General features: G+C 68.4%; 26 protein-coding genes and 1 other RNA gene. 12 read left to right on the forward strand and 15 right to left on the reverse strand.

What is annotated here, in order from left to right:
* Positions 1-673: 673 nt before the first annotated feature.
* Complete coding sequence (miaA, locus tag MKL09_RS11165; protein WP_244020176.1) at positions 674-1,588, reverse strand: tRNA (adenosine(37)-N6)-dimethylallyltransferase MiaA; 915 nt, start codon at positions 1,586-1,588, stop codon at positions 674-676.
* 14 nt (positions 1,589-1,602) lie between these two features.
* Here miaA and serB point away from each other — a divergent pair, with 14 nt between their 5' ends.
* On the forward strand, positions 1,603-2,496 hold the full coding sequence (gene serB, locus MKL09_RS11170) for a phosphoserine phosphatase SerB (RefSeq protein WP_244020177.1): 894 nt from the start codon (positions 1,603-1,605) through the stop codon (positions 2,494-2,496).
* Positions 2,497-2,500: 4 nt separating this feature from the next.
* Here serB and MKL09_RS11175 read toward each other — a convergent pair whose 3' ends face one another.
* The 8 genes from MKL09_RS11175 to MKL09_RS11210 form a co-directional block, all read right to left on the reverse strand.
* Positions 2,501-2,644: a hypothetical protein gene (locus MKL09_RS11175; RefSeq protein ID WP_244020179.1), complete on the reverse strand. Its 144-nt coding sequence runs from the start codon at positions 2,642-2,644 to the stop codon at positions 2,501-2,503.
* A 99-nt stretch (positions 2,645-2,743) separates the two neighbouring features.
* Positions 2,744-2,908, reverse strand: coding sequence for a hypothetical protein (locus tag MKL09_RS11180; RefSeq protein ID WP_244020181.1), 165 nt, complete (start codon positions 2,906-2,908; stop codon positions 2,744-2,746).
* Positions 2,909-3,264: 356 nt separating this feature from the next.
* Positions 3,265-4,821 (reverse strand): DegQ family serine endoprotease, encoded by a 1,557-nt coding sequence (locus tag MKL09_RS11185; RefSeq protein WP_244020182.1) that lies wholly within the window; start codon positions 4,819-4,821, stop codon positions 3,265-3,267.
* A gap of 107 nt (positions 4,822-4,928) precedes the next feature.
* Positions 4,929-5,882, reverse strand: coding sequence for a protease modulator HflC (gene hflC, locus MKL09_RS11190; protein ID WP_244020183.1), 954 nt, complete (start codon positions 5,880-5,882; stop codon positions 4,929-4,931).
* Positions 5,879-7,075, reverse strand: coding sequence for an FtsH protease activity modulator HflK (gene hflK / locus MKL09_RS11195; protein ID WP_244020184.1), 1,197 nt, complete (start codon positions 7,073-7,075; stop codon positions 5,879-5,881). The genes hflC and hflK overlap by 4 nt, the downstream gene beginning before the upstream one ends.
* 292 nt (positions 7,076-7,367) lie before the next feature.
* Positions 7,368-7,859: a dihydrofolate reductase gene (locus MKL09_RS11200; RefSeq protein ID WP_244020185.1), complete on the reverse strand. Its 492-nt coding sequence runs from the start codon at positions 7,857-7,859 to the stop codon at positions 7,368-7,370.
* Complete coding sequence (locus MKL09_RS11205; protein ID WP_244020186.1) at positions 7,856-8,650, reverse strand: thymidylate synthase; 795 nt, start codon at positions 8,648-8,650, stop codon at positions 7,856-7,858. Before MKL09_RS11205 ends, MKL09_RS11200 begins: the two co-directional genes overlap by 4 nt.
* Positions 8,651-8,748: 98 nt before the next feature.
* Positions 8,749-9,606 carry a CPBP family intramembrane glutamic endopeptidase gene (locus MKL09_RS11210; protein WP_409566921.1) on the reverse strand — a complete coding sequence of 286 codons (858 nt, stop codon included), beginning with the start codon at positions 9,604-9,606 and terminating at the stop codon, positions 8,749-8,751.
* Between MKL09_RS11210 and ssrA the strand changes: the two genes are divergently transcribed.
* The 4 genes from ssrA to MKL09_RS31975 all read left to right on the forward strand — a co-directional run bounded on the left by ssrA (position 9,598) and on the right by MKL09_RS31975 (position 11,116).
* Positions 9,598-9,980, forward strand: a transfer-messenger RNA (tmRNA) gene (ssrA, locus tag MKL09_RS11215). The two genes, MKL09_RS11210 and ssrA, sit on opposite strands and share 9 nt — an antisense overlap.
* Before the next feature lie 66 nt (positions 9,981-10,046).
* Positions 10,047-10,676: an SspB family protein gene (locus tag MKL09_RS11220; protein ID WP_244020189.1), complete on the forward strand. Its 630-nt coding sequence runs from the start codon at positions 10,047-10,049 to the stop codon at positions 10,674-10,676.
* 37 nt (positions 10,677-10,713) lie between these two features.
* Complete coding sequence (locus MKL09_RS11225) at positions 10,714-10,977, forward strand: hypothetical protein (RefSeq protein ID WP_244020190.1); 264 nt, start codon at positions 10,714-10,716, stop codon at positions 10,975-10,977.
* 4 nt (positions 10,978-10,981) lie between these two features.
* On the forward strand, positions 10,982-11,116 hold the full coding sequence (locus MKL09_RS31975; RefSeq protein WP_279605821.1) for a hypothetical protein: 135 nt from the start codon (positions 10,982-10,984) through the stop codon (positions 11,114-11,116).
* Positions 11,117-11,271: 155 nt separating this feature from the next.
* Here the strand turns inward: MKL09_RS31975 and MKL09_RS11230 are convergent, their stop codons facing one another.
* Together MKL09_RS11230 and MKL09_RS11235 are read right to left on the reverse strand one after the other, a co-directional pair.
* On the reverse strand, positions 11,272-11,529 hold the full coding sequence (locus MKL09_RS11230; protein ID WP_244020191.1) for a hypothetical protein: 258 nt from the start codon (positions 11,527-11,529) through the stop codon (positions 11,272-11,274).
* Between the two features lie 61 nt (positions 11,530-11,590).
* Positions 11,591-12,979, reverse strand: coding sequence for a cytochrome P450 (locus MKL09_RS11235; protein ID WP_244020192.1), 1,389 nt, complete (start codon positions 12,977-12,979; stop codon positions 11,591-11,593).
* A gap of 121 nt (positions 12,980-13,100) precedes the next feature.
* On the opposite strand from MKL09_RS11235, the gene fumC reads away from it, so the two are divergent.
* The 4 genes from fumC to MKL09_RS11255 all read left to right on the forward strand — a co-directional run bounded on the left by fumC (position 13,101) and on the right by MKL09_RS11255 (position 15,716).
* Positions 13,101-14,516, forward strand: coding sequence for a class II fumarate hydratase (gene fumC, locus MKL09_RS11240; RefSeq protein WP_244020193.1), 1,416 nt, complete (start codon positions 13,101-13,103; stop codon positions 14,514-14,516).
* Between the two features lie 62 nt (positions 14,517-14,578).
* Entirely contained in the window at positions 14,579-14,785 is a 207-nt protein-coding gene (locus MKL09_RS11245; RefSeq protein WP_243963814.1) for a DUF4169 family protein, read from the forward strand.
* A 10-nt stretch (positions 14,786-14,795) separates the two neighbouring features.
* A complete protein-coding gene (locus MKL09_RS11250; RefSeq protein ID WP_244020194.1) occupies positions 14,796-15,026 on the forward strand; it encodes a ribbon-helix-helix domain-containing protein in 231 nt (76 codons plus the stop codon).
* A gap of 72 nt (positions 15,027-15,098) precedes the next feature.
* Positions 15,099-15,716, forward strand: a complete 618-nt coding sequence (locus MKL09_RS11255) for a ParB-like protein (protein WP_244020195.1) — start codon at positions 15,099-15,101, stop codon at positions 15,714-15,716.
* 15 nt (positions 15,717-15,731) lie between these two features.
* On the opposite strand, the gene MKL09_RS11260 is transcribed toward MKL09_RS11255, so the two are convergent.
* Positions 15,732-16,115 carry a PRC-barrel domain-containing protein gene (locus MKL09_RS11260; RefSeq protein WP_244020196.1) on the reverse strand — a complete coding sequence of 128 codons (384 nt, stop codon included), beginning with the start codon at positions 16,113-16,115 and terminating at the stop codon, positions 15,732-15,734.
* A gap of 128 nt (positions 16,116-16,243) precedes the next feature.
* Between MKL09_RS11260 and mepA the strand changes: the two genes are divergently transcribed.
* The 3 genes from mepA to MKL09_RS11275 are packed head-to-tail and all read left to right on the forward strand — an operon-like array spanning position 16,244 to position 17,756.
* Positions 16,244-17,179: a penicillin-insensitive murein endopeptidase gene (gene mepA, locus MKL09_RS11265; RefSeq protein ID WP_244020198.1), complete on the forward strand. Its 936-nt coding sequence runs from the start codon at positions 16,244-16,246 to the stop codon at positions 17,177-17,179.
* Positions 17,180-17,198: 19 nt separating this feature from the next.
* Complete coding sequence (locus MKL09_RS11270) at positions 17,199-17,555, forward strand: hypothetical protein (RefSeq protein WP_244020200.1); 357 nt, start codon at positions 17,199-17,201, stop codon at positions 17,553-17,555.
* Positions 17,556-17,594: 39 nt separating this feature from the next.
* A complete protein-coding gene (locus MKL09_RS11275) occupies positions 17,595-17,756 on the forward strand; it encodes a hypothetical protein (RefSeq protein WP_244020202.1) in 162 nt (53 codons plus the stop codon).
* A gap of 227 nt (positions 17,757-17,983) precedes the next feature.
* On the opposite strand, the gene MKL09_RS11280 is transcribed toward MKL09_RS11275, so the two are convergent.
* The 3 genes from MKL09_RS11280 to MKL09_RS11290 form a co-directional block, all read right to left on the reverse strand.
* Entirely contained in the window at positions 17,984-19,996 is a 2,013-nt protein-coding gene (locus MKL09_RS11280; protein WP_244020204.1) for a methyl-accepting chemotaxis protein, read from the reverse strand.
* 395 nt (positions 19,997-20,391) lie between these two features.
* On the reverse strand, positions 20,392-20,910 hold the full coding sequence (locus MKL09_RS11285) for a cupin domain-containing protein (protein ID WP_244020206.1): 519 nt from the start codon (positions 20,908-20,910) through the stop codon (positions 20,392-20,394).
* A gap of 665 nt (positions 20,911-21,575) precedes the next feature.
* Entirely contained in the window at positions 21,576-21,896 is a 321-nt protein-coding gene (locus MKL09_RS11290) for a PetM family of cytochrome b6f complex subunit 7 (RefSeq protein ID WP_244020207.1), read from the reverse strand.
* Between the last annotated feature and the right edge of the window lie 178 nt (positions 21,897-22,074).

Here is a 22,074-nt window from a genome sequence, read left to right on the forward strand (position 1 = left end):
GATATGGAGGTTGACCTGGGTCACCCCCGGACAGGGGTCGCCGTAGGCGGAGTTCCCGACCCGGCCGGGCAAACTGCCGTCCGATCTCACGCCCGTCACCGAGACACGCCCCGCATCGGCACGCCGCCCGGGGCGATGGAGGCTGAGAGCCACCGGCGCGGGCACCGCCCTGCTCTCCGAACCCGCCGGTCAGCCACCGCACGGACCCCAGAGGAGCGCCGAGAAGTCACCCCCGCGGCACCGGAGGACAGGTGACGGCTAATGAGCACAAAATAGGAACATTGTCAAGGGGGAGGCCACGGAATGTGTGCGTCCGCGCCGTCTCCACACGGGTCAGCGGGTGCACAGTTCGGGGTTCGGAACATCCGCAGCCCGACGGGATGGACAGTCCGGAGATGGTACGCCTGCCCTCCCCCTTCTGCGGGCTACCGGATCCACACAACCCTGGCCGAGACGCGCTCTCCTCCCCCTTGCGGGGAGGAGTTGGAGGTGGGGGTGGTGCAGGATCGAGCGCAGCGGTGCCTTCTGGACCACCCCCACCCCTGACCCCTCCCCGCAAGGGGGAGGGGCAACGCGCCTTTCTTTCAGAACCTTGGCGTCGGGGAGAAAAGTGTGAAGCCGGTAGCCTCTGCGGGGGAGGGAGAAGCGCATGCGGCCCGCTAAGCCCTGGCCCTCACAACCCGTCCGCCGCGTCCGGATCGAGCCAGCGCCAATCCGTCCCCATCTGGTGGCGGAACCAGGTGAACTGGCGCTTGGCGTAGGCCCTCGTATCGGCCTGGCCGCGGGTGATCGCCTCTTCCAGCGAAAGCGTCCCGTCGAGATGGGCAATCAGGCCCGGCACGCCGTGGGCGCGCATCACCGGCAGCATCGGATCGAGGTTGCGCGCGCGCAGGCGAAAAACCTCGTCCAGGGCGCCGTCGGCGATCATCGTGCGGAAGCGGGTGTCGATGCGGGCGCGCAGCACCGTGCGGTCGGGCGCCAGGAAGATCTTTTGGAGGTTTTGGCCGGCCAGGGGTCCGGGCACGGGGTCGCCGTAAAAACTCGCGATCGGCCGGCCAGTGGCCAAAAACATCTCCAGGGCGCGCATGACCCGCATGCGGTCGCTCGGGCGCAGGCGGGCGGCGCCCTCGGGATCGTGCCGGGCGAGGTCGGCGTGCAGCGCCTCGGTCGGGCGGCCCTCGGCCTCGTCCCGCACCTGTGCGCGGATCACGTCGGGGACCGGCGGCAATTCCGAAAACCCCTGCTCCAAGGCCCGGAAATATAGGCCGGTGCCGCCGACGAAGATCGGCAGCCGGCCGTCGAGCGCCGCCAGCAGGGCGGTGGCGTCCCGGGAGAACTGCCCCACGGAATAGTTCACGGCCCCGTCGACATGGCCGTAGAGGCGATGGGGCACCCGCGCCTCCTCGTCGGGCTCGGGCCGGGCGGTGAGGCGGTGCAGGTCGCGATAGACCTGCATCGAATCGGTGTTGATCACGACGCCGCCGTGGCGCAGCGCCAGCCGGGCGGCCAGCGCCGACTTGCCCGAGGCGGTGGGCCCTGCGATGAGGATCGCCGCCGGGCGCCCCCCGGTCTCCTCCCGGTCTGGCAAGGCGAAACTCCACGATGCTGGTCGCGGTCCTGATAGCAAACCCGGCTCGGCCGTCCATCACCGACGCGGTGCTGGCCGAGGCGCGCGCGGTGCTTCGGACGGAGCACCAGCCGCGGACCCTGCACGGGGCGGTCGCCGCCGAGGTGCTGGTGCCCGGCGATCCCAGTGACGCGAGCGCCCTCACGGAGCGGCTGCGGACCGCGCTCGCCGGCGAGGCGATCGACCTCGCCGTGCTGCCGGCCGATGCGCATCGGCGCAAGCGCCTGTTCCTGGCCGACATGGATTCGACCATGATCGAGCAGGAATGCATCGACGAGCTCGCCGGGACGCTCGGGCTCAAAGACCATGTCGCGGCGATCACCGAGCGGGCGATGCGCGGCGAGATCGCGTTCGAGCCGGCGCTCCGCGAGCGCGTGGCGCTGCTCAAGGATATTCCCGTCACGGCAGTGGACGGGCTGATCGCCGATCAGCTCAGCCTCACCCCGGGCGGCCCGACCCTGGTGCGGACGATGCGGGCGCACGGCGCCCAAACCTGCCTGGTCTCAGGGGGCTTCACCCTGTTCACCGGCCCGATCGCCGGGATGATCGGGTTCAACGAGCACCGGGCCAACGTGCTCGGCGTCGCGGACGGGCGGCTCACCGGCACGGTGGCGGATCCGATCGTCGGCAAGGCCGAGAAGCGTGCGACGCTGATCGAGCTGCGCGACGGCCTCGGGCTCGGCTCCGCCGAGACCCTGGCGGTCGGCGACGGCGCCAACGACCTCGACATGCTGGAAGAGGCCGGCCTCGGCGTCGCCTTCCGGGCCAAGCCCGCGGTCGCGGCCGCCGCCCGGGTCCGGATCGAGCACGGCGACCTGACCGCGCTCCTGTACCTGCAGGGCTACGCGGCGGCAGAGTTCGTGGCGTGAGGCGTCAGCGAAGGGCCTTGGCGAAGACCGTCAGCGCGTACATGTAGACGAGGGTCTGAAGGCCGATTGCGCCGACGATCCAGTACCGGACGTCTATGTCGGCGGAGGTGCCGGTTGTCCTGACCCGCTCAATGCCGACCCTGGTCAAGGGGCTTTGGGTTTCGATGCGCGTCCTGGCCGTGAGCCGCAGCTTCTCAATATCGGCGCGGGTCTGGATCTTCAGGGCTTCGATATCGCCGCGAACGACCTAGATGTCGGCCTGCACGTCGCGGATGTCGCCCTTGGTGGCGAGGTTTCCGTCGAGGACATCGACCAGCGCGTCGGCAAACCCTTCGGCCTGCTCGGGCGACAGCTTCGCCTTTTCGCGCAGGGCGCGGGCGAATTTCAGGGTGTCGAAGGCGACGGCCGTCATGGGGTTCGAGAGAGCCCGAGCCGGATCGACTCGCGGCTCCAGTGTGCTGCACCCAGCCGCCGCGTCAATGCGGCCTCCCCCAGCTCCTGTCGAGCCGCTTCGCGGCGCGTCCCGTGCTGGGTCCCGGATCAGGTTCCGCTTCGCTCCACCTGTCCAGGAAAGGGGGGTGGGGCAGAATGAAACGCCAAACCCTTTCCCGGGCGCATGCAGCGCCAGAGGAATGCGACCCGGGACCCAGCGCAAGATTTGCCGCGTAGCCGGCTCTCCCAGGAGGCGCCCAGCCCTGTCCCAAAAACGCGAAGGCCGCCGCATCCTTCCGGAGCGACGGCCCTCTACCTCTCGGTGCGGGGACCGGCTCAGTCGAGGCCGATCGCCACGAAGCGCACGTCGCCGGTTGCGCTCGCCACCAGCAGCAGGACCGACTTGCGCCCGTCCTTCTTGAGGGCCTCGACCCGCTTGGTCACGTCGGCGGGGGAGTTCACCGCCTCCTGACCGACCTCGACGATCACCTCGCCGGGCTGGATCCGCTTGTCGGCGGCGGTCGAGTTCGGATCGACCCGGGTGACGACCACGCCCTTCACGGTGTCCTTGATGGAGTACCTCTTGCGCAGCTCGTCGGTGATGCCGGAGAGGTTGAGGCCCAGCGCCTGGCGGGTCGCACTCTCGGGCTCGGGCTGGCGCAGGTTGGCGAGCTGCGGCTTGTCGGTGTCCTCGAGTCGGCCGAGGGTCACCGGCTTCGTCACCTCCTCGCCCTTGCGCATCACCACCACGTCGACCTTCTGACCCACCGGGGTCGAGGCGACGATGCGCGGCAGGTCGCCGGACGCCTTCACGGGGGCGCCGTTGAACTTCAGGATCACGTCGCCGACCTCGATCCCGGCGGTCTTGGCCGGGCCCTTCTCGTCGACGCCGGCCACCAGAGCGCCGCGGGCGCCGCCCTTGAGGTTGAGCGCCTCCGCGGTGGCGTCGTCGACGTTCTGGATGCGCACGCCGAGCCAGCCGCGGCGGACCTCGCCGAAGTCGCGCAGCTGGTCGATCACGGGCTTGGCGGTATCCGACGGCACCGCGAAGCCGATGCCCACCGAGCCGCCGGTAGGCGACAGGATCGCCGTGTTGATGCCGATCACCTCGCCGTCCATGTTGAACAGCGGGCCACCGGAATTGCCCTTGTTGATGGCCGCGTCGGTTTGGATGTAGTTGTCGTAGGGGCCGGACTCGATGTTCCGGCCGCGCGCCGAGACGATGCCGGCAGAGACCGAGCCGCCGAGCCCGAACGGGTTGCCGATGGCGATCACCCAGTCGCCCGGGCGCATGTTCTCGGAGTTCCCGAACGGCACCGCCTTTAGCGGATGGTCGGCGGCGGGCTTCACCCGCAGCACGGCCAGATCGATCTTCGAATCCTTGCCGATGATCTCGGCCTTCAGCTTGGTGCCGTCGTGCAGGATCACCTGGATGTCGTTGGCGTCGCCGATGACGTGGTTGTTGGTCACCACGATCCCGGAGGCGTCGATGATGAAGCCGGAGCCGAGCGAGTTCGACTTGCGCTGCTGGCGCGGCCCGTCGTTGTCGCCGCGCTCCCCGCCCTTGCCGCCACCGCCGCCACCGCCGCCGCGGCGGTTGAAGAACTCCTCGAACAGGTCCTCGAACGGCGTGCCCGGGGGCAGCTGCGGCCCGGCGCGGCTGCTGCGGGCCTCGACCGTGGTGGAGGCGGAGATGTTGACCACCGCGTCGGTGACCTGATCGGTGAGGTCGGCGAGCGAAGCCGGGCCCTTGGCGAAGGCCGGGACCGGCAGCGACGCGGTCGCGAACGAGGCGCCGACCAGGATCGCGGCCATGAACGCGCGGGCGCGGGAACGGGACTGCGCCGGGGCGCGGCCGAAGGACGCCCGGGGGGCGCTCGCGACGGGGTGCATGGTCGACCTCTTCAAGAACGCGTTTGCGGCTGCGCGGGCCGCCGACCGAAATCGGCCGCCCGCGGATGGTCATGCATCGTAGTCCACTGGCGCCGGGGCGCCATCGGTCAGCGCGTCGCGCCGGTGGAGGCGGTCGGGTCCGTCGGCGCGCGGGGCGTGCGCGGCGGCGAGGCCGTCGCCCGGCCCTGCGGGTCGCTGAAGTAGCGGAAGAAGTCCGAGCTGGGGCTGATCACCAGCCGCGTGTCGGAGCCCTTCAGCCCGGTCTCGTAGGCCTGCATCGAGCGGTAGAAGCTGAAGAAATCCGGGTCCTTGCCGAACGCCTCGGCGAGGATCCGGTTCTTGTCGGCGTCGCCCTGGCCGCGCAGCTGCTCCGACTTCTGGGTCGCCTCGGCGAGGATCACCGTGACCTCGCGGTCGGCCTTGGCGCGGATCGTGGCGGCGCTCTGGTCGCCGTTGGCGCGGATGTCGGCGGCCTCGCGCTCGCGCTCGGTCTTCATCCGCTTGTAGACGGCGGCCGAGTTCTGAGCCGGGAGATCGACCCGGGTCATGCGCAGGTCGACGATCTCGATGCCCAGCGCCTTGGCCTGCCGGTTCACGTCCTCCTGGATCTGGTGCATCAGCTGGCCGCGCTCGGTCTTGACGATGGCGTCGCGGGTCGAGCGGGCGAGCACGTTGCGCAGGCCGGAATTGGTGAAGCTGGCGAGCCGCTGGTTGGCGAGCCCGATATTGCCCACCGCCTGGTAGAAGCGCAGCGGATCGAGGATGCGGTAGCGCGCGAAGGCGTCCACCTCTAGGTTCTGCCGGTCGGCGGTCAGCACCGTCTGCACCGGCAGGTCGAGGTCGAGCACGCGCTTGTCGAAGATCACGACGTTCTCGACGAACGGCACCTTGAAGTAGAGGCCGGGCTTCTCCTCGCCGGTGGCGTTGAGCACCGCGCGGACGCGGCCGAACTGCAGGACCAGCGCCTGCTGCATCTGGCCGACGGTGAAGATCGAGGCGTAGAGCCCGATCGCGACGATCGCGGCGACGGCGATCAGGCCGGTGCGGAGAGCCTGTTTCATCGGGCGGCTCCCGTCGCGGCCGGGGACTGGGCGCGGGCGCCGAACTCGGTGAGTGGCAGCACCGGCAGGACCCCGGCGGCGGTGCCCGAGCCGGGCTGCACGCCGTTCTGGTCGATGATCACCTTGTTCACGGAGCCCAGGACCTTCTCCATCGTCTCCAGGAAGAGCCGCTCGCGGCTGATGGCCGGGGCGGCCTTGTAGGAGGCGTAGACCTCGCTGAAGCGGGCGGCCTGGCCGGTGGCGTCGGCCGTCGCCTTCGTCCGGTAGGCCTCGGCCTGCTGGAAGATTTGCGACGCCCGGCCCCTCGCCTGCGGCACCTCACGGCTGGCGTAGGTCTTGGCCTCGTTCTGCGCCGTGTCGGCATCCTGCTGGGCGGCGTTCACGTCGATGAAGGCCGGCCGGACTTCCGGCGGCGGGTTCACCGAGACGAGCTGCACCACCTCGATGCGCACGCCGGCGCCGTACTCGTCCAGCGCCTTCTGGACCATCTCCTTGACCTCCTGGGCGATGCTCGACTGCTCGTTGGTCAGGATCGCCTGGATGTTGCGGCGGCCGATCACCTCGCGCATCGCGCTCTCGGAGATCGCCTTGATGGTGCCCTCGGGGTTCTGGAGGTTGAACACGAAGTCGGAGGCCTTGAGCGGGTTGATCCGCCACTGCACCTCGAAGTCGAGATCGACGATGTTCTCGTCGCCGGTGAGGATCAGGCTCTCGTCCGGCACGTCGCGGTTGCGGCCCTGTCCGCCGGGGCCGGCGCGGAAGCCGATCTGGATGGAGTTCTGCGAGCCGACATCCGGCTTGACCACGCCGCCGATCGGATAGGGGAAGTTGTAGCGCAGGCCCTCGCCCTTGGTGCCGACGTAGCGGCCGAAGATCGTCTCGATGCCGACCTGGCGCGGGTAGACGGTGTAGAAGCCGGTGGCGAGCCAGACCGCGACCGCCAGCGCCGCGATCACCGCGGCGCTGCGTCCGCCGCCGATGCTGCTGCTCGGGCCGCCGCCGCCATAGCCGCCGCCGGTGTTGCCGCCGCCCGGGATCAGGCCGCGCAGGCGGTCCTGCCCGCGCCGGAGCAGGTCCTCAAGGTTGGGCGGGGTCTTGCCGCCGCCGCCATTACCCCATGGGCCGCCGCCGTTGCCGCCGGGCCGACCCCATGGGCCGCCGCCGCCACCGCCGCTCTGATTGCTCCAAAGCATCCTAGCCGTCGTCTCCTGCCTGCCCGCGCCCGGTCCGCACGCTGAACGTGCTCTCCGGGCTGCGTCTCCCTGCCTGAACGGCCACGCTCGCCCGCCTCATCCCGCCCGCCGGCCCGCTCGCGCGGCTGGCGGGTTGGTTTGGCGGCTAAACGCCTGCGCGGGCGTCTGTTCTCGCGAGGTCCGGAGCCCCATGAGAACGCACGCCCGACAGGCACCTGCGGGTGTGCGCCCCATGCTGTCAAGGCTGGCAGGTGGGCACGCACAGGCCGGAACACAACCGCGGCGGCGCGCCTCAGCGGATGCGCGCCCAATCGACGAACGCGAAGGCGTGCTCGTCGCGCGGGCCGGCCGGGTGCACCTCGCGGGCCGTCTCCCGGAACGCGGCGCGATCGAAGGCAGGGAAGCGCACGTCCCCCTCCGGCTCGGCCTCCACTTCGGTGAAGTGGAGCCGGTCGGCATGCGGCAGGGCCAGGGCGTAGATCTCGGCCCCGCCCACCACCATCAGCTCCGGTGCGGCCGCCGCCGCGACGGCGGCATCCCAGTCGTGGACGACCTCGGTGCCCTCGGCCCGGAAATCCGGATCGCGGGTGAGCACCAGGGTGCGGCGGCCCGGCAGCGGCCGGCCGATCGAGGCCCAGGTCCGCCGGCCCATCAGCATCGGCTTGCCCATGGTGAGAGCCTTGAATCGTTTCAGGTCGCTGGACAGGTGCCAGGCGAGCCCGTTGTCGCGGCCGATCACGCCGTTGCGGGCGACCGCCGCGACCAGCGCGATGGCGGGGCTCATACCGCCACCGGGGCCGAGATGGCGGGGTGCGGGTCGTAGCCCGCGATGGCGATGTCCTCGTACCGGAAAGCGAAGAGGTCGCGGACCTCCGGGTTGAGCGCGAGCCGCGGCAGCGGGCGCGGCGCCCGGTCCAGAAGGGTCCGGGTCTGGTCCAGGTGGTTGCGGTAGAGATGCGCGTCGCCGAACGTGTGCACGAAGTCGCCGACCCCGAGCCCGGTCACCTGGGCGATCATGTGGGTCAGGAGCGCGTAGCTGGCGATGTTGAACGGCACGCCCAGGAAGACGTCGGCCGAGCGCTGGTAGAGCTGGCAGGAGAGCCGGCCCTCGCTCACGTAGAACTGGAACAGACAGTGGCAGGGGGCCAACGCCATCCGGTCGAGGTCTGCTGGGTTCCAGGCCGAGACGATCAGGCGGCGGGAATCGGGATTGCGCCGGATCTCGCCGAGCAGCCAGGCGATCTGGTCGACGCTGCCGCCGTCGGGCTTGGCCCAGGAGCGCCATTGCTTGCCGTAGACCGGGCCGAGATCGCCGTGCTCGTCCGCCCACTCGTCCCAGATCGTCACGCCGTGGGCCCGCAGGGCGGCGACGTTGGTGTCGCCCGCCAGGAACCAGAGCAGTTCGTGGATGATCGAGCGCAGGTGCAGCCGCTTCGTGGTGACCAGCGGGAAGCCCGCGGCGAGATCGAAGCGCATCTGGTGGCCGAACACCGAGAGCGTCCCGGTCCCGGTCCGGTCGTCCTTGGCCACGCCCTCGTCGAGGATGCGCCGCAACAGGGTGTGATAGGCGTCCATTCTGTATTCCTGCGCGTGTGCGGTGTCGCCGGCAAGCGCGCGGCCCGCCTATCCACCATCATCCCCAGTGACGAAGGGGCCTGAGCGTCGTCCCGCGCTCAGGTCGGCCAGAGCACGTAGGTCACGAGCGCGAGGTTCGACCAGCCGTGCAGCGCGATGCCGGGCCAGAGCCGGCCGGTGCGCCAGCGCAGCCAGCCGAGCACCAAAGCCAGGGGCAGCAGCGAGACCGGCCGGGCGAGCCCCCAGGACGAGACGTGGGCGGCGGCGAAGATCACGGCCGTGACCAATACGGCGCCGACCGGACCCAAAGCCTCCCGGGCGCGGGCGAAGGCCTCGCCGCGCAGCAGCAGTTCCTCGGCCACGGGGGCCAGTACGGCGAGGTAGAGCAGCCAGGCCACGACCGCATTCTGGCTCATGAACGGCGACAGCGTCACCCGCCGGCCGAAGCTCGCGCCGAACAACTCGGCCGTGCCGGTGACCCAGGCGATGTGCAGCACCGGCCAGACCAGGAGGAGCGCCAGCAGCGCGACCGGCCGGATCCCGTTCGGGCGCTCGCGATCGAGGGCCAGGCGCCGGCGCCAGCCGGCCCGGTCGCGCCACCACGCCCCGCCGAGCACCAGGGCGGCGAGGTAGACCTGGCGCAGGGCGTCGACCGCGAAGGCGCGGTGGGCGAGTTCGACGGCGCCCAGGAACGGCCGCCGCTCCGGCGGCAGGAACGGGTCGATCCCGGCCCATAGGTCGAAACCGACGCGGACGCTGGCGAGGGACAGCAGGCTCGCGGCGCCCAGATAGACCAGCACCAGGGCGACGAGCGCGCCGAGGCGCCAGGTCGCCCCCCAGATCCGGTCGAGCCGGCTCAACCCGTCGGGTGCGGAACCGCGCGACTGCGCATTTCCGGCAACAGGCTGGTCAAGAGGTTCGCCCTGAGACAGTGGCGCGACACGATCGGGCTTCAAAACCGGACCGATCCCCTCTATATCTTGGGAGCCGGTCGCGAGGCCGGCTATGGCGATAAACGGTCTTCGGAATAAACCTATCGGACCCGGGGGCGGTACCCGGCGCCTCCACCTGAGCCCAGGACCGATGGCCGCAAGGCCGACGGAACTGGACTGGTCTCAGGCGGGGGCGAAGCTAGGATCGACGAAGGCGTAAAGGTAGATCTTTCGCTCGGCATGGTTCCGCCGTTCTCGGGCCTTTGCAACAGTTGCCAACGACAACTTTGCTCCGGTGGCGGCGGCCGCGTAAGCGGTCTCCAAGATCGGTCTCAAGTCCTAGCGGTTCGCATCGCGCAGGCGGGGCATGAAGGCGCCCGGCACCGGAAGCCTTCACTCACTTCCTCGGTCCGGCCATCCGCGGCAGGGCGCTGGGCACAGACCGGGCGAGAGCGCGACCGCAGATGGCAGACGACCTGATTCGCTACGATCTCCTGGTGCAGGACGCCCTCCGCGGCGTCGTCCGCAAGGTGCTGACCGACGCCGCCCGGGACGGGCTGATGGGCGACCATCACTTCTACGTCTCGTTCCGGACGGAGGCGCCGGGCGTGCGGATGTCGCAGGCCCTGCGCGAGAAGTACCCGCAGGACATGACCATCGTCCTGCAGCACCAGTTCTGGGACCTCAGCGTCCACGAGCACACCTTCGAGGTCGGCCTGTCCTTCTCGGGCGTGCCGGAGCGGCTGCTGGTGCCGTTCGACGCCCTGTCGGGCTTCTTCGACCCCTCCGTGCAGTTCGGCCTGAAGTTCGACCTCACCGAGGCCGGCGAGGTGCCCGAGGAGGCCAACGCCGCCCCGGCCAAGACCGGCCCGCGCGGAGCCGGATCCGAGCCGAGCGAGGTCCGGCCCAAAAGCTCCGGGCTCGCCACGATCGGCCCGGCCGCCCCGAAGGTGTTGCCGGCCCCCGCCGCCCAGGGTGACAAGCAGCCCGGCGCCAAGCCGGACGAGAAGGCCCCCCGCCCCGCCGCCAAGAAGGACGGCGAGGAGAGCAGCGCCGAAGTCGTGAGCCTGGACGCGTTCCGGAAGAAGAGCTGAACTCACCGGGCCGAATCGGTGGCCCGGGGGTTCATTGGTGGACGAGACTGTCGCGCAGCCGATCCTGTCGGCGGCGGAGCGCAAGCATCGCGCGAAACGCTTCAACGAAGGCGTGAAACTGGCCGCGACCTTCTTCAACGCGACGGCGATCCTCACGCTCGGAACGGCGTTCATCAGTCCGCTGGTTCAGCATCCCGCGGATGTGTTCACCAACAACGGCTGGGCTTTCCTGCTCGCGTCCGTCATCCTACATCTGATCGGACAGATTGCGCTTCGGGTGTTTCTGCGCGCTGAGGAGTAGCTGGATGCCCCAGAGCTATGCCCTTCAGATCCTGATGATCGCCGTTGCCATGTCGGCGCTCGGCCTCGGGGGCCTCTTCGTGGCCGCGCGCATCTACGACCGCAACACGCGCCGCCTTGAAGCGCGCCGGGGTGATTAAAGCGCCGTCCCGAAGATCACTTTGATTTTGCGACGCGCTTGCGCCAGTCCGTCGTCGGCGTGGCTTTATGAGCCCAAGCATGTGTTTCGAGCCAGGTGGCGGCGCTCACCAGCACCTTGACGATCCCTGTAGCCCATCGCCTCACACAGCGGTCGTCACGGGCCGAGCAGTTTGACGAAGGCGGCGCCCGCGCCGAAGAACGCGGCCGCGGCGGCCATGCCGGCAAATCCGATGGAGAGCGGGGCGAGCAGGCGATCCCAACCGATCTTCAAGGTCTCGGCCTGAAGTTTCGACTGCTCCGCGATCAGCTTGCGTTGCTCGGCGACGAACTTTTCCGTCTCGGCGTTGGACCGCAGGACGCGGGCGACCTGCTCGGCGTAGTCCAGCGAAGCGGGCGCTGCGGTATCGGACATCAGGGAATCTCCCTCCACCCGGTCCACAAGGTGCGAACCGGCAGGGACCGCGTCAACCCGCTCAAGCCCGCAGCTCCGCCTCCATCCGCAAGCCGTGCTCCGGCCGGAGCGTCACCCGGTGGAGCGGGCTGACCGGTGGGTGATCCTCCGGCAGCCGGAAGCGCACCGCCCGGACCACGTGGGCCAGCACGATCACCGCTTCCTGGATCGAAAAGCTCTGGCCGATGCAGACCCGGGGCCCGGCGCCGAACGGCAGGTAGGCGAAGCGCGGGATCGCGTCCCGGTTTTCGGGCAAAAAGCGTTCCGGCATGAACGCCTCTGGATCCTCCCACAGCGTCTGGTGGCGGTGGAGCACCCAGGGGGCCACCATCACCAGCGAGCCGCGCGGGATCTTGATCCGGCCGAGCCGGTCGTCCCGCGTCGCCTGCCGGCTGAGGAACGGCACCGGCGGGAACAGGCGCATCGCCTCCTCGATCACCGCCCGCGTGTAAGGCAGCTGCTCGACGGCGAAATCCCCGTCGCCAGCCGCGTCGACCTCGGCCTCGATCCGCGCCTGCGCGGCGGGATCCTGCGACAGGCAGTAGAGTGCCCAGGTCAGCGAATTGGCCGTGGTCTCGTGGCCGGCCGCGATGAAGGTGACGATGTTGGCTTTCACGGCGAGGTCCGAGAGCCCGTTGCCGGTTTCCGGATCCTGCGCGGCGAGCAGCAGGGTCAGCAGATCGCGGGGCGCCTCGCCCCGCGCCATCGCCGCCTTGCGCCGGGCGATGAGCTCGTCGACCACCTCGGCGAAGAACCGGCCGGCCGGCCGCGCCCGCAGGCGGCCGATGCGCGGCACGAAATCGGGCACCCCGAACACGTCGAGGGGGTCGATCGGCCCCACCGCCTCAAGGAACCGGGTGATCGCGCGGCCCAGCGCGTCGGGATCGCCCGGCAGCCCCTGCGTAAAAATCGTCCGCTCCAGCACGTCGAGGGTGACGCGGGTCATCTCCAGGGCGACGTCGACCTTCTTGCCGCCCCGGCGGGCGAGGCGGCGCCCCAGCTTGGCGCCGGCCGCGTTCATCGCATCGGAAAAGCCCTGGACCGTGCGGGCGTTGAAGATCGGCGCCAGCGTCCGGCGCTGGAGCCGCCACTCATCGCCCTCGGCGCTGAGCAGGCCGTTGCCCAAACCCGGCGCCAGCACCCGGCGCTGCAGGTCGTCCTTGCGGTAGCCCTCGACGTTCTCGACCAGGAGATAGCGAATCAGGCCTGGGTCGCTGACCACGGTGATCCGGCCCATCGCGCCCTCGGCGGCCACGACCGGCTCCTTGAAGTGCACGTCCATCCAGGTGGTGATCGGGTTCTTGCGGGCGGCCCGGAGGAAGTCGAACAGGCCCAGCGGCTCGCGCAGCGGGCGCGGCACCGGCGGGCGGAACCGGGTAGCGGGCTCGGTCAGGTCGATCGTCGCGCTCATCGGCTCCTTATCCGGCGGGAACAGAGCCCCGCTCTTGTCCGGCGCCGGGAAAAACCGGCATCGCGATTCATCCGCGCCTCATTTAAGTAGGCACCGCACTGCACCAAACGTAGAGGCCACGATGTCGCCCACCGAGACCGGAACCGCCACCCGCACCGAGTCCGACACCTTCGGGCCGATCGAGGTCCCGGCCCACCGGTACTGGGGGGCGCAGACCCAGCGCTCGATCCAGAACTTCAAGATCGGCACCGAGCGCATGCCGGCGCCCCTGGTCCACGCGCTGGGTCTGGTGAAGCAGGCCGCCGCCCTGGTGAACAAGGATCTCGGCGCGCTTGAGCCCAAGCTCGCCGCCGCCATCGCGGCGGCCGCCGCCGAGGTCGTGGCCGGGAAGTACGACGACGAGTTCCCGCTGGTGGTCTGGCAGACCGGCTCGGGCACCCAGTCCAACATGAACGCCAACGAGGTGATCGCCAGCCTCGCCAACGAGGCTCTGGGCGGGAAGCGCGGCGGCAAGACGCCGATCCACCCGAACGACCACGTCAATCGCGGCCAGTCCTCGAACGACACCTTCCCCACCGCCATGCACATCGCGGTCGCCCGGGAGATCAGCGGCCGCCTGATGCCGGCGCTCACCCACCTGCACACGGCGCTCGACGCCAAGGCCAAGGCGTTCGAATCGATCGTCAAGATCGGCCGCACCCACCTGCAGGACGCGACCCCGGTCTCGCTCGGCCAGGAATTCTCCGGCTACGCCGCCCAGGTGGCGCTCGGCGGCTCGCGCGTCGCCGCGACGCTGCCCGGCGTGCTGGCGCTCGCCCAGGGCGGCACCGCAGTCGGCACCGGCCTCAACGCGCACCCCGACTTCGCCCAAAAATTCGCCGCCCAGGTCGCGGCGCTGACCGGTCTGCAATTCACCAGCGCCGACAACAAGTTCGAGGCGCTCGCGACCCACGACGCGCTGGTGTTCACCCAGGGCGCGCTCTCGGCGCTCGCCGCCGGCCTGTTCAAGATCGCCCAGGATATCCGCCTGCTCGGCTCCGGCCCGCGCTCGGGCCTCGGCGAGCTGTCGCTGCCCGAGAACGAGCCCGGCTCCTCGATCATGCCTGGCAAGGTCAACCCGACCCAGTGCGAGGCGCTGACCATGGTGTGCTGCCAGGTGGTCGGCAACGCGACCACGGTGAGCTTCGCCGGCTCGCAGGGCAATTTCGAGCTGAACGTGTTCAAGCCGGTGATCGCCAACGCGGTGCTGCAATCGATCCGGCTGCTCGCCGACGCCGCGGTGAGCTTCACCGACAATTGCGTGGTCGGCATCAAGGCCAACGAGGACAAGATCGCCGACCTGATGAGCCGCTCGCTCATGCTGGTGACCGCGCTCGCCCCCTCGATCGGCTACGACAAGGCCGCCGAGATCGCCAAGACGGCGCACAAGAACGGCACCACCCTCAAGGAGGAGGCCCTGCGCCTGGGCTACGTCACCGAGGCGGAGTTCGAGCGCGTGGTCCGGCCGGAGACGATGCTGGCCCCCAGCGCCGATTAATCTCTTTGGGACTGGCCGGCGCGGTTTGTCCTGCGCCGGCTGACGCAATCGGGAGGCGATCCGTGGCCGAGATCATCAACCTGCGCCAGGTCCGCAAGGCCAAGGCCCGCGCGGCCGAGGATGCCAAGGCCGAGGAGAACCGGATCGCCTTCGGGCGTCCGAAGAAGGCCAAGACCCTGCAGCAGCGGCGCAAGGCCCTGGAGATCGACCGCCACGAGGGCCATCGGCTCGAACGCGGCGAGCCGGATTCCGATTCGTCCCCATCATGACGCGCGCATCATGAGCGCTGGCGTCAGCAAGCGCTCGGTGGTGATCGCGGGCCATCGCACCAGCGTGTCCCTGGAAGATCCGTTCTGGGCGGCCCTCCGTGAGGTCGCGGAGGCGCGCGGCCAGTCGGTCCAGGCTCTGATCGGCGCGATCGATGCCGGGCGCGGCGGCCAGAACCTGTCCTCGGCGATCCGGGTGTTCGTGCTGGACGCGGTGCGCGCCGGGCCGATCCGCGAATCGTGAGCGGCTCCAGCCTTCCCGTCTGCGACCCGATATGAGAAGGGCGTGACAGAACCACGCAGGAGACTCGACCGAATGGCCAACCGCGAACCGCTTCTCAAGCCGATCCCGATCGCCGAACTGCGCCCGACGCAGATGACGGTGGGCTACCGGGAGGTCGCCGAGAAGCGTCGCCGCTGGCGGCAGTACGACGGCGAGAAGAAGAAGGCGTTCCTCGGGGCGCACATGATCCCGACCGTGCTCGGGCCGAAGAAGCGCCACTACGTGATCGATCATCACCACCTCTCCCGGGCGCTTCAGGAAGAGGGCGTCGAGAGCGTGCTGGTCACGGTGGTGGCCGACCTGCATCACCTGGAGAAGGATGCGTTCTGGACGGTCTGCGACCACAAATCCTGGGTCTATCCCTATGACGCCGAGGGCGTGCGCCGGGATTTCAAGGACGTCCCGAAGGCGATCGCCGACCTCGCCGACGACCCGTACCGCAGCCTCGCGGGCGAGCTGCGCCGGGCCGGCGGCTTCGCCAAGGACACGACCCCGTTCAGCGAGTTCCTCTGGGCGGATTTCTTACGCCGCAACATCAAGGAGAAGCGCGTCGAGAACGACTTTTCCGACGCGCTGGAGAAGGCGATGGCGCTCGCCAAGTCCAAGGATGCCGGCTACCTCCCCGGCTGGTGCGGCCCCTCGGAAGGCTGAAGAGCCGACGCCGGGTCAGATCCCCCAATAGGGCGCGGCGTCGTAGTAGCGATGGATCTGCTCCTCCCAGGCACCGTCCTCGGCCGGGTCGGTGCCCTCGGGGGTGCGGGCCGGGGCGGCACGCAGCTGGTCCTCGGTGAGGTCGAGCACGTAGGCGTCCTGCCCCGGCTCGAAGCGCAGCACCGACCAGGGCAGCGTGTAGAAATCCTCGCCGAGCCCCAGGAAGCCGCCGAAACTCATCACCGCGTAGGCGACCCGGCCGGAGACCTTGTCGAGCATCAGCCGCTCGATCCGGCCGACCTTGCCGCCGTCCGGCCGGCGGACATCCGTGCCGATGACCCGATCGCTGGCGATCAGGCTGCGCGGCTGCCGCGCCGCGGGGGGTGGATTGGCCGCCATGCTCGCCTCCCGGATCGTGTGTGCGTTTCGGTGCGTTAGGATCCGCTGCCTGAAAAACGCCCGGGCCGTGCGCGACGTTCCGGTCCGGGCCTGCGCCTGCCCCCTCAGACGGACGAACAGCTCCCCGCATGCAGATCCCGTTCACGGCCACACGTCTCAAGCCAGGCGTCGCGCTCGCCGCCCTGCTTCTGTCCGTCGCGGGCGCGCATGCCCAGGACCGCGGCAGCGTCGACCCGAAGCCGCTGCCGCCGCTGGAGCACCCGGACGCGCCCTCGACCCCGGCCAAGGCCCTGTTCGGCCGGGTCACCCGCGCCTCGTCCGGGCCGGCCCATATCTACGGGTTCTACGCCAAGGGCTGCTTCGCCGGGGGCGAGGCGCTGCCGATGGACGGGCCGAACTGGCAGGTCATGCGCCCGTCCCGCAACCGGATGTGGGGCACGCCCTATCTGATCGATTTCGTCGAGCGCCTGTCGCAGAAGGCCGTCCGGGTCGGCTGGCCGGGGCTGCTCGTCGGCGACATGGCCCAGCCCCGCGGCGGCCCGATGATCACCGGCCACGCCTCGCACCAGATCGGCATCGACGCCGATATCTGGCTGACCCCGATGCCCGACCAACGCATGAGCCGGGCGGAGCGCGAGGAGACCTCGGCCACCGACATGGTCCGCCCGGACCGCCTCGACATCGACCCGAAGGTCTGGACGCCGACCCATCTGCAATTGATCAAGCTCACCGCCGAGCAGCCGGAGGTGGAGCGCATCTTCGTCAACGCGGCGATCAAGAAGGCCCTGTGCCGGGAGGCTTCGGGCCGGAGCTGGATGTCGAAGGTGCGCCCGATGTACGGGCACAACTACCATTACCATATCCGGCTCGCCTGCCCGGCCGGCCAGGAGGATTGCCAGCCCCAGGGGGCGCCCGCCGCCTCGGATGGCTGCGACGACCTGAGTTACTGGTTCTCCGACGCGGTGCTGCACCCGAAGCCGCCCAAGGTGCCGCCGAAGCCCAAGCCTGCCATGACCCTGGCGGCCCTGCCATCCGCCTGCCGGGCGGTGCTCAAGGGGCCGTAGCCCGATGGAGTATCCCCGCATGCGAATCCGCAGCCTGTTGCCGACGACGCTCGTCCTGGCCGCCATCGCGGCCCCGGCCCTGGGCCAGACGCCGGCGGAGCCGCCGGCCAACGCCCTCAAGGCGGCCAAGCTCGCCGGCCTCGCCGGTTTCGTGAACGTCCATTGCCAAACGCTGCGGACCGACGGCGACCGCTTCAAGAGCGTGGTCCAGGCGATGGGCGTCGATCCGGCCGACCTCGAGCGAAAACCCCTGCTGCTGCAGGCCCGATCCTACCTCGCCGTCTACGAGAAGGATGTGCCGGCCAGCTGCACCCGAGCGGACGAGCTGTTCGGCCGGACCGGGAAGGTCGTACCGGGGGTGTTCGTCCCGCGCTGAGCGTTCGCCGAACCGGGCGCGCCGTGCTAGGGCCAGCGGATGCCCCGCTGGCTTTTCCTCATCCTCGTCACCGCCCTCGCGCTCTCGGTCGTGGGCGGGGTGCTCATCGTCCTGCGCAGCCCGAGGAGCACCCCGCAGCCCGAAGAGGGCGCCGTCACCGCCCCCGCGGCGCCGGTGCCGCGTCCGGCCGGCAATCCTTAAAAAATCAGGCGGCGATCCAGGTCGCCACCGGACGGCTCACGCCGGGTAATTCGCGGGCTTGAGAGGCGCCGGAGATCTTCTGGCGCGGCTTCCTCATGCGCACATCGCGCTCAGCCTCGTTGTTTGTGCCTGCTGAACAAGGCACGCTCAACTACGGCTCCGAGAGACTGCTGCGTCCATCCGTCGTCTATAAGCTCCGCGTTTGCCACACGCCCAGTCCCAGGGACTCACGCTGCACGGACCTGACCGAGAAAGTGTGCCACCTGTTGTGAAAGCTCATTCGCCTCGGTTGCCAGCTGCGAGGAGGACATCAACACATTCTGCGTAGCCGCCTCCGACTGCTGGAGGGATTGCGCCACAGCGGAAATGTTCACAGTGACTTCGTTCGTGCCGGCCGAAGCTTCCGCGATATTGCGGACGATATCATTTGTTGCGGCACTCTGCTGATTGACCGATCTGGTGATGTCCGACGTCATGTCGTTCATGCCACCGATCGTGCTGGCGATCGACTGGATCGCACCGACGGCCTTCGTGGTCGATGTTTGAATGGCATCGATCTGCGCCGAGATATCGGCCGTCGCGTTGGCGGTCTGGGTGGCCAGTTCCTTGACCTCCGTAGCGACCACGGCGAAGCCGCGGCCCGCTTCGCCCGCTCGCGCCGCCTCAATGGTGGCGTTCAGCGCGAGAAGATTCGTTTGTCCGGCGATGCTGGAAATGAGCCCGACCACCTCGCTAATCCGACTGGCGCTCTGCAACAGATCCTGCACGATCGCGGCCGTTGCGTTCGCTTCGTCGACGGCGGCGCGCGACATGGCCTGCGCGTCGAGCACTTGGCGGCCGATCTCTTCCACGGACGAACCAAGTTCCTCCGCTGCGCTCGCCACGACGGTGACATTGGCGGATGCCTGCTCGGCGGCGGCCGCGACGGCGGTCGAGCGGGTCGTCGAATCGGTTACAACCGCGTTCATGTCGCCGGCTCCAGCCTTGAGTGCGTGGGCCGACCCCGCGACGGTTTCGACGATGCGGCCGATACTTGCCTCGAACTCGCGGCTTAAATCATTGAGCACATCCTTGCGTTGCCGTTCGGCCTCGGCGCGACTGCGCTCGTTCTCGACCTCAAGCTCACGGTTGCGTTTGAGGCCCGTTTTGAAGACTTCAACCGCGGCCGCCATGCCGCCAATCTCGTCAGTTCGGCCGACACCGGGAATTGCTTCGTCGACATTACCGCCTGCGATGCGCGACATACTGTCGGTCATCTGACGGATCGGCCGCGACACGCGGCGGTAGACCAGAACCGAGATCCCGATGCTGATTGCCAGCGAGCCGGCGATGATGGAAATCGCGAGATAGAGACGCTGCGTCGCGTCGGAAAGTTTCGCCTGGATCGAATTGTCGGCCTCGGCGAAGGCGGCGTCGCGCAGGGCAATGACCTTGATCCAGGTCGGTACGGTTTTCTCGCGATAAGCCTCTCCGGCGAGGGGATATTGCCCGCTGATCGAACCCTCCAGCACCTTTTGGTTGAGAGCCCCGAACTCGTCGATATAAATCGCCTTAACAGCGAGAACCGCGTCCTTGAGTTTCTGCGGGGTCGATGCTTGCTCGAGGAGCGGGGCAAGCCTGTTCCAGACCTCGATGACTTGGCCCTGAAGCTTGATGATCGTCCGGCGCTCGGCGTCGGAAGCCGGCTTACCACTGGCAATGAAATTCAGCAGCAGGCCGGCCTCGCGGCCTCCGGCATCCCGCAGGTCCAGCACGAGGCTCGCGAAATCAGCGTACCGGAAGGCGTTGCCGTCGATGGCGGCGAGTTGCCGGGTCTGGTCGAGCATCGCCGCCAGCACGATCCGGTTAATCTCGGCACTCCGCTCGGTAGCGATCTTGATAGCATCGCCGCGCGCCTCCGGCGGCACCCGGAGGATCCGATCGTCGCCGGTGGCGCGGGTCTCTCCCCATAGGTTCACGATCTTTGCCGTCTGCTCAGCGAGGGGGGCCACCGCTGGGTCTGCCGCCAAGACGCCGGCCGAAGCCTGCGCAGCAGCCATCGCCGTATCGGTGGCTTTGCGCATCGCCGTCAGCGTGTTGTCTTGCGGCTTATCGCCGGCCGGCCGCGTGCCGATGAGCAGAGTGAACATGCCACGCTCAGGATTAAGCGTCGCGGGAATGTTCGACAACGCCTTCAAGACTTCGAGCCGCAACGAAGTCATTTTGACTGCCGACATCGTTGAAAACTGGTCGATCGCCATGATTGATCCAAGACAACAAGCAAGAAATGCCAGTGTAAAGATCGATATCGAGATCAAACGATTTAGGGACATGGCACGCTATCCAACAAGGACCTAGTTTTTCGACCATAGTGCGACAGGAAATAAAATATAAAACCAGGCCATATATAAAATTTTACATTCCCGCGTGAATAGCTCCAAATTTTTGATAGAAAATGTCTTTTACGAAAAACGCACGTCAATCCGACTGTACATATCGATTTTTTGAGATGTTCGCACGGGTTTTACGGCGCTGAAGCAGGCGAATGCCGTCTCAATATCGTCAATAGAGCCTTGGAGGGCGCCATGCCGGTGTTTACCGAACGCAGCGCCCCTCCGAGACTTCTCCGGAGACGTATCAAATCTCCGCAGGGCCCTCAGACTTCGCGCCAGCCAGGCTTGCTCTCGTCCGTGAGATGATAACGGATCGGACCCAGACCGCTGATCGCAATGATCGCAGGTTCCTTGATGCCGGCCTTAACGCCGTCATAGTGCGGCGTCTTCGCGACCCGGTGGACGTAAGATCCCGCCGGAACCGGCACTGTAGATTCTGGAGCGAAATCCGCTCCGCTCGCGACATACCAGGTTCCGGACAGAACGACACAGAGGCGATCGGTTTCATACCAATGCGGCGCACTCATGTAACCGGGGTGCCACCGGATGAGGACGAAGTACTGCCCAGGCTCCCCGATCTTCCCGAACATCGGCGCTTGCTCGGCCATTCCCGGCGGGAAGTTGTAAAGCGGCTGCCAGGGGATCTGGTCTGGCAGCTTAACGATGGTCTGAGTCGGATCGACACCGGCGGCGCGCGCGGAACCAGTCCCGAAGGCGGTCGCGGCAGCCGCGAGCAGGGGCGCGAGGAGCAGATCGCGCCGGTTAGCACCGAAGTCTGACATTAGGGTTCTCCGACTGAGCGGCGAGAAAGATGGGTGCCCTCGATCCGGCCCCTGAGGCGATCGAGTCAACGCCGAGCCTATGGCATCGCAGCGGCTGATTGTGTAGATCGACGATGGAAGTATCCACGGTGTCATGAAGCTTACAGGAATCAACGTTATCAAATTTTCATCAGAAATTTTTATGTTATCTTATTGCCGCATGTCGCCATAAGATCGAATTTTATTACTGTATCTAAGCGCACTAGAGCGTAATATTTGCGTCAATAACAACTTTGTTGTCCAGCGCGACAATGTATAGGCTGAGACTAATATGAGGGACCGGACCTCGGCGCCGATGAGCATCGCATCGCGCTTGGGGAACGGCATCGCGATCCGGGGGAGATCTGGATCGTTCACGCCTCCGGGCGCTTGCCGAGCCGGCGGCTCCAGGCGCTGATTGATGTCATGGTCGCGTTCTTTGCAGGCGACCCTTTGATAGACTGACCGCATCCGCGACAACGGCGAATGTCTGCATGCAAGCGCGCGTCGGTGCCGCTCTCCGGCACGGTCGGGGCGCGAGCGATCCTCGGCAGCGCGAAGCCGAATGGGTCGAGACTCGAGCGCATCCTCCCGAACGGGGCCTGCCGGCTTTCGGGAGGATGCGCAATCACGGTTCGCGTGCCTCGTCAGGGCTTCGTCAGGAACCCGATCGGCTCGCGGCCCGGCTGCCCGAGCCAGAGCAGGACCGCGCCGAGCCCCAGGCCGATCAGCGAGGCCGGGGCGAGGGTCAGCGGCAGGCCGAGCAGGTGCCAGAGCCAGGGCGCCGCCCCTTCGAGACTGCCCTGGAGACTGCCGGCCTTGTCCTTGAACAGGGTGGCGAGCAGATCCGAGAGCGGCGTCACCCGCAGGCCGTTATTGGCGATCGAGCGGGCACCGTCATAGACCAGCGCGACGAAGCCGCCGGCCATCAGCAGGAAGCCCAGGACGCGGGCCAGGAAGCGGAACATCGCGGGATCTTCTGAGCCATACCTGGCGCCCCGGGAGGCGCCCGCCCCGGGAGTATGGGGCCGAGCCGCCCGGTGCAAGCCATGGCACGCATGGAGTCGGCGGCGGTCGCACGGGGCGAGCTGCGGCAAGCGCGCGGTTGCCGTCTCCGGGAAGCCCATGCCACAGGGACGCCCGGCG

This window comes from Methylobacterium sp. J-048, from assembly GCF_022829515.1.
Lineage (GTDB): Bacteria > Pseudomonadota > Alphaproteobacteria > Rhizobiales > Beijerinckiaceae > Methylobacterium.

What these genes read in the sequence shown, in the direction of transcription:
- serB (WP_244020177.1), top strand. Translation starts at nt 1,603, where the DNA reads ATGCTGGTCGCGGTCCTGATAGCAAACCCGGCTCGGCCGTCCATCACC.
- MKL09_RS11180 (WP_244020181.1), bottom strand. Translation starts at nt 2,908, where the DNA reads ATGACGGCCGTCGCCTTCGACACCCTGAAATTCGCCCGCGCCCTGCGC.
- MKL09_RS11185 (WP_244020182.1), bottom strand. Translation starts at nt 4,821, where the DNA reads ATGCACCCCGTCGCGAGCGCCCCCCGGGCGTCCTTCGGCCGCGCCCCG.
- hflC (WP_244020183.1), bottom strand. Translation starts at nt 5,882, where the DNA reads ATGAAACAGGCTCTCCGCACCGGCCTGATCGCCGTCGCCGCGATCGTC.
- hflK (WP_244020184.1), bottom strand. Translation starts at nt 7,075, where the DNA reads ATGCTTTGGAGCAATCAGAGCGGCGGTGGCGGCGGCGGCCCATGGGGT.
- MKL09_RS11200 (WP_244020185.1), bottom strand. Translation starts at nt 7,859, where the DNA reads ATGAGCCCCGCCATCGCGCTGGTCGCGGCGGTCGCCCGCAACGGCGTG.
- MKL09_RS11205 (WP_244020186.1), bottom strand. Translation starts at nt 8,650, where the DNA reads ATGGACGCCTATCACACCCTGTTGCGGCGCATCCTCGACGAGGGCGTG.
- MKL09_RS11220 (WP_244020189.1), top strand. Translation starts at nt 10,047, where the DNA reads ATGGCAGACGACCTGATTCGCTACGATCTCCTGGTGCAGGACGCCCTC.
- MKL09_RS31975 (WP_279605821.1), top strand. Translation starts at nt 10,982, where the DNA reads ATGCCCCAGAGCTATGCCCTTCAGATCCTGATGATCGCCGTTGCCATG.
- MKL09_RS11230 (WP_244020191.1), bottom strand. Translation starts at nt 11,529, where the DNA reads ATGTCCGATACCGCAGCGCCCGCTTCGCTGGACTACGCCGAGCAGGTC.
- MKL09_RS11235 (WP_244020192.1), bottom strand. Translation starts at nt 12,979, where the DNA reads ATGAGCGCGACGATCGACCTGACCGAGCCCGCTACCCGGTTCCGCCCG.
- fumC (WP_244020193.1), top strand. Translation starts at nt 13,101, where the DNA reads ATGTCGCCCACCGAGACCGGAACCGCCACCCGCACCGAGTCCGACACC.
- MKL09_RS11250 (WP_244020194.1), top strand. Translation starts at nt 14,796, where the DNA reads ATGAGCGCTGGCGTCAGCAAGCGCTCGGTGGTGATCGCGGGCCATCGC.
- MKL09_RS11255 (WP_244020195.1), top strand. Translation starts at nt 15,099, where the DNA reads ATGGCCAACCGCGAACCGCTTCTCAAGCCGATCCCGATCGCCGAACTG.
- MKL09_RS11260 (WP_244020196.1), bottom strand. Translation starts at nt 16,115, where the DNA reads ATGGCGGCCAATCCACCCCCCGCGGCGCGGCAGCCGCGCAGCCTGATC.
- mepA (WP_244020198.1), top strand. Translation starts at nt 16,244, where the DNA reads ATGCAGATCCCGTTCACGGCCACACGTCTCAAGCCAGGCGTCGCGCTC.
- MKL09_RS11270 (WP_244020200.1), top strand. Translation starts at nt 17,199, where the DNA reads ATGCGAATCCGCAGCCTGTTGCCGACGACGCTCGTCCTGGCCGCCATC.
- MKL09_RS11275 (WP_244020202.1), top strand. Translation starts at nt 17,595, where the DNA reads ATGCCCCGCTGGCTTTTCCTCATCCTCGTCACCGCCCTCGCGCTCTCG.
- MKL09_RS11280 (WP_244020204.1), bottom strand. Translation starts at nt 19,996, where the DNA reads ATGGCGATCGACCAGTTTTCAACGATGTCGGCAGTCAAAATGACTTCG.
- MKL09_RS11285 (WP_244020206.1), bottom strand. Translation starts at nt 20,910, where the DNA reads ATGTCAGACTTCGGTGCTAACCGGCGCGATCTGCTCCTCGCGCCCCTG.
- MKL09_RS11290 (WP_244020207.1), bottom strand. Translation starts at nt 21,896, where the DNA reads ATGTTCCGCTTCCTGGCCCGCGTCCTGGGCTTCCTGCTGATGGCCGGC.